Below are 9,268 nucleotides of genomic sequence, written 5' to 3'. Positions count from 1 at the left end.
TGTCTGTAAAGAGAAAAGAGCATGCAGTAAATCACGGCATACTCTCATCATTCTTCTGATCCATCTATTCTTACTATCTGCTTTTTTCTTTCAATCTCAAGCATTTATAAAATGTTGCTCTACAGTACAACGAAATCATAGGACCTTTCCTGGTAGCGTAGTTTGATTCGTAAGACACACGGTCTGCCTTGCTCATTGTGCAGCAGTTCTTTGTCTATTTCATTATATATGATTTGGGATTTGTTGAAAAAAGTTAAAATTTTTGTGGAGTACTAATTATAAAAAGATTCTCCTACCCGCTAATAGCAGGTAGGAGAGAATATGTTTTATTTGCGGGTACCGCAGATTGTACAGATATCGTAAGCTGGGGTGTCTACAACCCAAACTGGTTCTGTTACAGCAGGATGTTCGATGGTTTCGTAACCGACAACCTTGCTAGAGTAGTTCTGGCAACCACTTCCAGCTGGTGAAAGCATTACATGTAAGAGGGCTTCATCAGCATTATCGAACTGAGCACCGCAGCCGTTGCAGACTACTTTCCAGATGGCTTTCTGCTCGGTCCAGGCTTCTTCGATGACCTTTTCTTCATAATGTCCGGTTGCATCGTGATGCTCCCAGTTATGGTCTACAGCCGGAATTGTTTCTACGATTCTGTCACCGCAGATAGAGCAGGTTGTCACCTTTTCACCAGGAGTTGTACAGGTAGGCTGTTTTGTGATAACGGTTGTGTAGTTGTGTTCCAGAGCCGGGATTGTCTGTGTTTCTGTTTCACCACAGACAGAACATGTACGGTGTTTGCTTCCTGCTACACCGCAAGATGCCTGTTTGTCGATAATCCATTCTCCAAAGCTGTGCTCGCCAGTAGCCGGAATCTCACGGGTTTCTACATGACCGCATACAGAACAGGTTCTCTGTTCTTCACCTGCTGCGCAGGTTGGTTCTTTCGTTGTAACCCATGCACCGTAAGAGTGAGAAACTGTTGCAATCTCCTCGGTCTTGGTTTCACCACAGACTGTACATGTGTAAGTTCTTACACCTGTTTCTGTACAGGTTGGCTCTTTTGTTACAACGCCTGCATTCCAGCTGTGCTTACCTGTAGCTGGGATTTCACGGCTTTCTTTGTGACCACATACAGAACAGGTTCTCTGTTCTTTGCCAGCTTTGTTGCAAGTAGGTTCCATTACAACCGTCCATTCACCATAGCTGTGCTTTCCTGTAGCCGGGATTTCTACGATTTCTTCGTAATCGCATTTGGAGCAGGTTACTTTCTTTTCACCAACTTCGCCGCAGGTAGCCTCTTTGATGATTTCTTCCTTCAGGTCGTGTCCGAGTGGTTCAATGCTGCGGAGTTCTGCAATGCCACAGTTTTCACAGATGCGTGCTTCAGAACCGTTTTCGGTACAAGTCGCTTCTCTGGTTACGAACCATTCGCCGTAGGCATGTTCCAGTTTCGGAATGGCTTCCGTCTTTGTTTCACCACAGACCGTACATGTGAATGTCTTTACGCCTTCTTTGCCGCAAGTCGGCTTTTTCGTTACAACGCCTGCATCCCAAGTATGCTTTTCTGTAGCCGGAATGACTTCTGTATATGTGTCACCGCAGTGGCTGCAGGTATAGGTCTTGATACCATCTGTGCCACAGGTTGCTTCTTTCGTAATTTCCGCAACATAGTCGTGACCAAGCGGTTTTACTTCTTCTGTGTAGGAATGCGTGCATCCATCATGCGTACAGGTAAAGGTTTTTACGCCAGGTTTTGTACAAGTCGGTTCTGTTGTGATGACACCGTTATCATAAGCATGTCCAAGGGCAGCTACTTCTTCGGTCTTTATTTCACCGCAGACCGTACATGTGAATGTCTTCACGCCTTTTTCTGTACAGGTCGGCTGTTTCGTAATCACGCCTGCATCCCAGTTGTGCTTTTCTGTAGCTGGAATGACTTCGGTGTAGGAGTCACCGCAGACAGAGCAGGTATAGGTCTTGATACCATCTTCGCCGCAGGTTGCTTCTTTTGTGATTTCCGCAACATAGTCGTGACCGTCTGCCGGGATTGCTTCCTGTTTGGTTTTTCCACACTCTGTACAGGTAAATGTCTTTGTTCCTTCCTTTGTACAGGTTGGAGCAACTGTGACTTCACCCTGATTCCAGGAATGTCCTGTTGCAGGAACTGCTACGGTATAGAAATCATCACCGTCTATGCAAGTGAACTTCTTTTCCCCGGCTTCGGTACAGGTAGGCTGTTTTGTAATGACACCTTTATCATATTTGTGCTGATGCGCAGGCGTCTCTACAGTATCTGTGGATTCAGAAGGCTTGGAAGCATTCTGGGAATTTCCTTTCTGCGGAGCAGCGGACGGCTTCTTGGCAGTGGAGTGAGCAGGTTTCGATGTGGAATGTCCTGTCCCTTTGTTTGGCTGCTTGGAGGTTCCAAGTACCGGAGTCTGACTCTGCTCTGTTGGCAGTGTGATGGATACGATGTTCTTACCCAACCATACGCCTTCTTCGCTGAGTTCGTCTGCTGTCTTTTTGTCTGTTACAGATACAATGACACTCTTTTCGTAAGTTTTGCCGTCTGCATCTGTGATTTCATATGCCAACAGATAGTCGTCATTCTTTGCAAAGTTGACATTAGTATCTTTCAGTTCTACGCTTTTGACTTTTGTCTCATCGAAGGTGACCAGTGTTTTGTCCAGAAAATCTGTCTTTTTGGTTCCGTTTACGATAACCCAGTCATTAAGATTCACATAGGCAAACAGTTCTTCGTCTACGTCAAATAGTACGGAGGTTGTTTTGTCTTTGACTGTGACATCTACTTTGAAAATTCCTTCACGATTGAATGTGACAGTTTCATCCTGTACGGTCATCATGTTGTCTGGTGTTTCCTCTGCCGGAATCCAGATATCAGGATTTTCTTTGTCCTCAATCAGTTCTTCTTTCAGTTCTAATCTGACATCCTTCAGGTCGATGTTTTTGTCCTTGTAGCCCAGTTTATCAAGGACCTTTTCTCTGATGTCCAGAGATGCTTTTGCACCTACATAGATGCTGCGTCCGGCTGTTTCTGTCTCAGCGATTTCGTTTTCAACAGCGATGGTGTTCATTTCCGTATTGCTGTTGGCATAAATCGCCAAAGGAACAGCGGTTGCTGTGGCAGATGCGGCAATCATAATGGACGCCAGTAATGCCGATACGTACTTTCTTTTCATAATGTTGTTAAACTCCTTTCTACGCGCATAGAATATAGTTTAGTTGTGTTATGGAAACCTGTTTAAGCCACAAAAGCAGGAGTGACTTTTCCAGATATTTCCTAATATAACATTATACTCAATCGATTTAGTATAGTCAACGAATTGAGTATGTAACAATAAGGGAAAATAAGAATTTGGAGATGATTCAATGATTTCTTATCAACCCTTTTATGACACGCTTTTTAAGCGTGATATAACGGAATATGCTCTAATCTTTAAGCATGGCGTTCCGGCGAATACATTGCATCGTATGAAGCATGGGAAGCCTATCACCACGACAACGCTGGATACATTGTGTGAAATCCTGGAATGTCGGGTGGAAGACATTCTGGAATATGTTCCGCCGGAAGCGGATTGATTTACTTGAGCTTTTGGATTTTCTTGTACAGGAAATCCGTCATGTCACTATTGGACTGCAGGAATTCTTTTGTCCAGTCGCATATCATAGGCGTCAGCTTTTCCTGCGGAATGTTCGGTAATGGCTCCAGCGTTTCCGCAACGCCGTACATGCGGGAAAGCATGATTGCTGTTTCTAAGAATTTTTGTGTAATATTTTCTTTCATATGTAACTCTCCTTTGTGTAGTCTTGTATACTCTCGCCCAGGGTCTCGCTCACAGTGTAGAAAAACTCTCACATTGTAAGCCATCGTATGGATGGCTGTTTTTCTCTCACTGATGTATTGGTCTGTAGAGACCCAGCTTATTTAGAATGGGTCTATAGGTTTAGGATATGAGTAGGCGGACACCTGGATTTATGGTCTGGTGTCCGCTGAATTTTAAATAGAATATAATTGTATTTATGTATAATAGAGTGTAAAATAATCTTATAAATTGATAAAAGCAGGGATGATACATGGATAGAATTGTATTCAAAGATTATGGGACTGTACAGGGAAAGGGCGGACAGATGCAGCACAAAGTTTCTTTTGCTTATGCCTGTGACCAGAAAGTACAGGGAAGAGATGCTATTGTGCCGAATCCATATTTGAAATCCTACAGGGTGAAGACTGCGGATGGCAAAGTGAGGATTTCCCATGCTGATTATCTGGCGGAGCCGGTGTATCAGCGCCTGATGCGGCATGTCCGGACAGATAGGATGGAAGACTCTCAGTGGTCGGGGCTTGTGGAAGCAGGGGTTCATGCTTTCATAGGTAGAAATGGCAAGCCTATGATATACGTGGATTTGACGGAGAAGGCGGAGAAAGTTGGCTGTATTACGACTCCTGCGCAGCCGTTTGATGAGCAGGCACATGATAGTTTTGTGAAAGCGTCTTTGGCTGAGGTGAGCAGGCAAAGGGTGGTCGCTGCAGAAGAGCGTCTGTCGCAGATGACCACCGAGAAGAAAGATATGGAATATAACATATAAAAGAGATTTATAATTGTATACAATGAATAAAATTGACAAAAATAATCGTATAGATGTATAATGAAAATGAAATAGTGGAGATGATTTTTATATAGGAGGGTGTTATGGCACGTATTTTGATAAAGGACTTAGGCGTTCGTACAGGAAAAGATGGAAAGTCATCACATCGACTGCATTTTTCTTATGCTTGTGACCAGATGGAGATTGGTGCGGATGCACCAATGGCAAATACTTTTTTGCAATCTGTATCACACAGTCAGAAATCTGGAAAAACTTATACATCTAAAGATTATTACCTGCCGGATGCTTCTTATGACCGGCTGATGAAATGCGTATCTACAGAGGGGTGTGAAGACAGCCGGTGGACGGGCATTGTGGAAGCAGAAGTGAAGAAAGTCGGGAATGATAAGGGATATCGGCAGACACTGGATTTTTCAACATCGCATCGACCAGAATTGCCTTTTGACGAAAGCAAGCACAATGCCTTTCTCAAAGCGTCACAGCGGGCAGCGGAAGCGGAAAGCAGGCTGCCGGGGGCAGTTGCATTGGCAGATACAGAAAAACAATTTGGAGAATGATGGGAAAGCAACGGACACACTGTTAGATGGTGTGTCCTTTTTCTTATAAACAGTGAGTATCTTTTGAGCGTCTGAAAGCAATTCTTTTTGCCGGTGGGATGTCAGCGGTTCCGAAACTGCGAACGGTGACGGGGCTTCTATCTCTATCCATACAGAGGGAGTGTATATCTGCAAAAATTTTCTGAAATGCCCGTTCCAGGGCTGCTTTAGAGACATTATTGCCGATTCTTTCATACATATTATCAATCATTTCTGCTTGTGTCATGATTAAGATTCCTCCTTCTGTTTAGTGTATATCTGATGTGGGTACATAGTCCCAGCTGGTGCCGAAGTGCGTGATTCCCCAGATATACAGGTCAAGTTCTGTGTCGTAAAATATCAGTTCGTCCGTATGTTCTATGAGGAAATCCGGGTCCTGGACGATGTACCACTGGAAAATCTCTTCATCATCTGTTAGGTCGCCGCTGATGAGGTCCAGCGGGCGGTTGGCAATCTGGTTTGCCAACACCATACTGCCACAGGTCCGGGCAAGGTCTGCATAGGTTTTAATCCCGTAATCCAGCATGTTCTTCTGTCCTTTCTTCTTGGCTGAGCGACAGGGTGTATCCGGTTCTATCTGGTTCCTGGAACATCTGCTCGTCTAACATTGCCTGTAGGCGGGACCGTATGTATCTACAGCCCAGTCCGCTTCTTGCAGCTTCTTCTGCAAGATGCTGTCTGGTTGCTTCATCAACTTGTAGGACAACATTGTGTGCAATTCCTATTTTCTCAATAGGGGATGCCGGACTGTTCATGATAGACAGAAAGTCTGCTGCGGTCAGCGGCTGCAGTGTGACAATTTGATTGATTCTCCCCATGATTTCCTGGCGGATATTGCCGTATTCCATGAAGTCTTCTTCACTGTGGGAGATGGTGGGAGATGTCACATCTCCAGACAAAAATCCGATATGACGGGAGGCTTCGGACTGCCGGTTGTTCATGTGCTCAAAACTGCCGCAGAAGACGACACTGACATTCTGGCAGCTGACCGTACAGGAGGGCTTTTTTCCATCATCATCTGTAAAGGTGAGTGTGTCCCCATCCATGATTTTCAGAAGTTCATTCTGGATTTTACGGGCAAAGTCGATGCCGTTGGATGATATTGCTGGTTCAAACAGCTTATCCGCTTCGTCTATGACGATGATAAGGTGAGACGCCCGTCCGTGGGATTCTTCCATGAAAATGTCTTTGATGTGATAGCTGCCTTTCCAGCCGTCACAGGCTATCTGTGGACCGTTGACGATTTTGATGTAGTGGAATTTCTTGGCAAGGGTGCGCCAGATTTCTGTCTTCCCGCAGCCCGATGGTCCTGACATGATGAGATTCCGGCGGTGTTTATGGTAGTGGTGATACACCAGCATGGAAGCCGCACGTTTGGCTTCTTCCTGCCCGTAAACGCTGGCATCCAGATAGTCGTAAATCTGCCGTGGTGTCCAGACCATGTTTCCGATGTTATCAAAGATGGGTTCGAATGGGTTGTCTGAGATACCTGCAGCATTTTTCCATCCGCCTGTATTCTTGGTAGCTGTGTTGTTATATTGGCTGTAGTCGGTATGGACAGAGGCGTCTGCCAGGATTTTGCTGAGCGTTTTGCGGTCTGTATCTGACAGATTTGTCATGGAAAGAGCGTTTATCAGGATGTTTCCGGCAGTCTCTGTAGGCTTGTCTTCCCAGAACGAAGAAAACTCCAGGGCAGCCCTTTCTTTTTGAAAGAGCTGCTCTGCGGAAAGATGGTTCGGATTATTTTCTTCTGTAGGTATGTTTTTCAGGGGATTGTGTATTTTGCCACGGTGTCCGCTGCCACGGATAAGCGTCAGATAGTTTTCCCAGAAAGATTGTGCGTCTTTATAGGTCATACGTGATTCTCCTTTTGGATTCAGTCTGGAAACAGAACGCCGCCGCATTCTTTTAGAAGAAAAGTATGCGCAGCGGTATATGTCTGTTCCGTCAGGTCATATAGAGCGAAGCAGCAGTCATCCGGTCCATCTTGCGATGTTTCAAATTTGACATCCAATCCTTGCAGAAAAGCTTTGGCAATGTCATGTTTGCTGTTTGGTACAATGAAATTTGCCTGTGTGTGATGCGGCTCTACTTTTATTGGGGGATGGATGGTGCTAAATGAGAGGTCAGCATTGACCTTGTATACATGGTCAGACAGACGGTCCGGTACAGCAACCTGACTCCGGTTGATGCTTCGTACCATGTTTATCAGGTCTTCTTCGGACATGGTAATACGGTCAGAAGGAAGAATGATGACCTCGTGGATAGACGAAGGGAGTACATAAAAAGCGTTCCCATGGAAAAGATTGAAAATTTCCTGGCGGACTGTTGGAAGGACAATGCTTCCAGCTCCATATTTTACATCTTTGTTTGTAAGGACATACATGGGAAGTCCGGAATTCGGGAAGCCAAGCATTTCATCCAGTGTATTCAGGGAATATTTAATTGGAGTATTGTCCAGAGCATTCATCAATTCTTCGGTTGTGACTCCATGTGCAATACAAAGCGAGTGTGTGACTGCCGTGTATTTGCTTTCAGGTGTGGGGTAAGTGAAGCAGACTGCAATATCGTCCAGTCCCGGCAGACATTTTTTCACAACTTCTTTTGGAATGATAGGTTTCGGAAGTAGGACAGGAGTAATGTGGCGAAGAATTTCCTGTTTGGAGGTTGGCTGATGATAAGTAACCTCTCCGCTGGCAGAGAGTGACAGTAAAAACTTTGTGTTGTTCATGATAATCTCCTTTCGATGTGCTGTAATAGCACTCGCTGCAGCGATAGCTGCATTTTGGAAAGGATTCAGAAGATTCAATACTGTTGAATAATGTTGAAAAATCAACACTAATGCCCTATAATAAACATATATCACGAATGATTTGATAAAGATATTATGAGGGTAGGAAAACAGTATGACAAAAAAATTAAAATGTTATCTGTACACAAGGGTTTCTACAGAAATACAGTTGGATGGATATTCTCTGGAAGCGCAGAAGGACCGGCTGCGGCGGGAAGCTGCACACCGGGGGATGAAAGTGGTCGGCGAATACAGCGATGAAGGAAAGTCCGGTAAGAATATCAAAGGACGTCCGGCATTCCAGCAGATGCTTACAGACATTAAAGAGAAAAAGGATGATGTGGATTACGTTCTGGTGTTCAAACTGTCCCGGTTTGGTCGGAATGCGGCAGACACCCTTAATAGCCTTCAATATATGGAAGACTATGGAGTACATCTGCTCTGTGTGGAAGATGGGATAGACTCTGCAGGCGCTGCTGGGAAGTTGATGGTTTCTGTGTTGGCTGCTGTGGCTGAAATTGAGCGTGAGAACATCAAAGAGCAGACCATGGCAGGACGGCAGCAGAAAGCTCGTGACGGACGCTGGAACGGCGGGTTTGCTCCGTATGGGTATAAGCTGGTGGCGGTGGATGGTCAGAAGTCAAAATCTTTGGTTATTAACGAAGAGGAAGCACCGTTGATTCGCATGATTTATGACAAATATCTGAATGGGAACATGGGTATCACAGGAACAGCGAAATGGTTAAATGAGCATGGTTACACAAAGACGCCCCGACAGAACGGCACGATTACTGGTATTTCCACATCTTTCGTAAAAGGTGTGCTGGATAATCCGGTGTATTGTGGAAAGATTGCTTACGGACGTCGTCGGACAGAAAAGATAGACGGTACACGAAATGAATTTCATATCACGAAGCAGCCGAAGGATTCCTATAAGCTGTATGAGGGAGAGCATGAGGGAATCATCAGCGAAGACGACTGGTATCAGGTACAGGTAAAGCGTGCGAAAAATGCGTTTAAGCGTGAGAAGACACACAGTCTGGAACATTGTCATATTCTATCCGGTCTTGTGAAATGCCCGGTCTGCGGTGCGCCGATGTATGGCGTGGTGAACAGGAAGAAGAAAAAAGTTAGTGTATAATTATTATTGGCAAAAATAGGAATTTTTCCTAAATAAAAAGGGAAGCAGAGAAAATCCCTACTTCCCAATCATACAGTTTTTCTTTATGATGTTAGTTGCAAAATAAAACAC

At 44.8% G+C, this 9,268-nt stretch carries 9 protein-coding genes and 1 pseudogene; 4 read left to right on the top strand and 6 right to left on the bottom strand.

The window, feature by feature from the left end; translation table 11 throughout:
• Positions 1–326 precede the first annotated feature (326 nt).
• Positions 327–3,200, bottom strand: coding sequence for a hypothetical protein (locus Selli1_RS17390; RefSeq protein ID WP_281874297.1), 2,874 nt, complete (start codon positions 3,198–3,200; stop codon positions 327–329).
• Between the two features lie 190 nt (positions 3,201–3,390).
• Between Selli1_RS17390 and Selli1_RS17385 the strand changes: the two genes are divergently transcribed.
• Positions 3,391–3,600, top strand: a complete 210-nt coding sequence (locus Selli1_RS17385) for a helix-turn-helix domain-containing protein (RefSeq protein ID WP_281844291.1) — start codon at positions 3,391–3,393, stop codon at positions 3,598–3,600.
• A 1-nt stretch (position 3,601) separates the two neighbouring features.
• Here Selli1_RS17385 and Selli1_RS17380 read toward each other — a convergent pair whose 3' ends face one another.
• Positions 3,602–3,805 (bottom strand): hypothetical protein, encoded by a 204-nt coding sequence (locus Selli1_RS17380; RefSeq protein WP_281844290.1) that lies wholly within the window; start codon positions 3,803–3,805, stop codon positions 3,602–3,604.
• A 290-nt stretch (positions 3,806–4,095) separates the two neighbouring features.
• On the opposite strand from Selli1_RS17380, the gene Selli1_RS17375 reads away from it, so the two are divergent.
• The gene (locus Selli1_RS17375) at positions 4,096–4,608 is read left to right on the top strand and encodes a hypothetical protein (protein ID WP_281844289.1); all 513 of its coding nucleotides are present in this window, start codon (positions 4,096–4,098) and stop codon (positions 4,606–4,608) included.
• Between the two features lie 104 nt (positions 4,609–4,712).
• Positions 4,713–5,186, top strand: coding sequence for a hypothetical protein (locus Selli1_RS17370; RefSeq protein WP_281844288.1), 474 nt, complete (start codon positions 4,713–4,715; stop codon positions 5,184–5,186).
• 43 nt (positions 5,187–5,229) lie between these two features.
• Here the strand turns inward: Selli1_RS17370 and Selli1_RS17365 are convergent, their stop codons facing one another.
• Genes Selli1_RS17365 through Selli1_RS17350 form a run of 4 tightly spaced genes read right to left on the bottom strand, consistent with a single transcriptional unit; the run spans position 5,230 to position 7,956 of the window.
• Positions 5,230–5,451 carry a hypothetical protein gene (locus tag Selli1_RS17365; protein ID WP_281844287.1) on the bottom strand — a complete coding sequence of 74 codons (222 nt, stop codon included), beginning with the start codon at positions 5,449–5,451 and terminating at the stop codon, positions 5,230–5,232.
• Positions 5,452–5,472: 21 nt separating this feature from the next.
• Positions 5,473–5,751, bottom strand: a complete 279-nt coding sequence (locus Selli1_RS17360) for a hypothetical protein (RefSeq protein ID WP_281844286.1) — start codon at positions 5,749–5,751, stop codon at positions 5,473–5,475.
• Positions 5,732–7,081, bottom strand: coding sequence for an AAA family ATPase (locus tag Selli1_RS17355; protein ID WP_281874295.1), 1,350 nt, complete (start codon positions 7,079–7,081; stop codon positions 5,732–5,734). The genes Selli1_RS17360 and Selli1_RS17355 overlap by 20 nt, the downstream gene beginning before the upstream one ends.
• Before the next feature lie 20 nt (positions 7,082–7,101).
• On the bottom strand, positions 7,102–7,956 hold the full coding sequence (locus tag Selli1_RS17350) for a DUF5688 family protein (RefSeq protein ID WP_281874293.1): 855 nt from the start codon (positions 7,954–7,956) through the stop codon (positions 7,102–7,104).
• Between the two features lie 175 nt (positions 7,957–8,131).
• Between Selli1_RS17350 and Selli1_RS17345 the strand changes: the two are divergent.
• Positions 8,132–9,145: pseudogene (locus tag Selli1_RS17345) on the top strand (recombinase family protein); the annotation flags it as partial.
• Between the last annotated feature and the right edge of the window lie 123 nt (positions 9,146–9,268).

The organism is Sellimonas catena, from assembly GCF_027924685.1.
Lineage (GTDB): Bacteria > Bacillota > Clostridia > Lachnospirales > Lachnospiraceae > Sellimonas > Sellimonas catena.
Note: the sequence above shows the minus strand (reverse complement) of the source record. Positions and strands in the feature narration are given on the sequence as shown.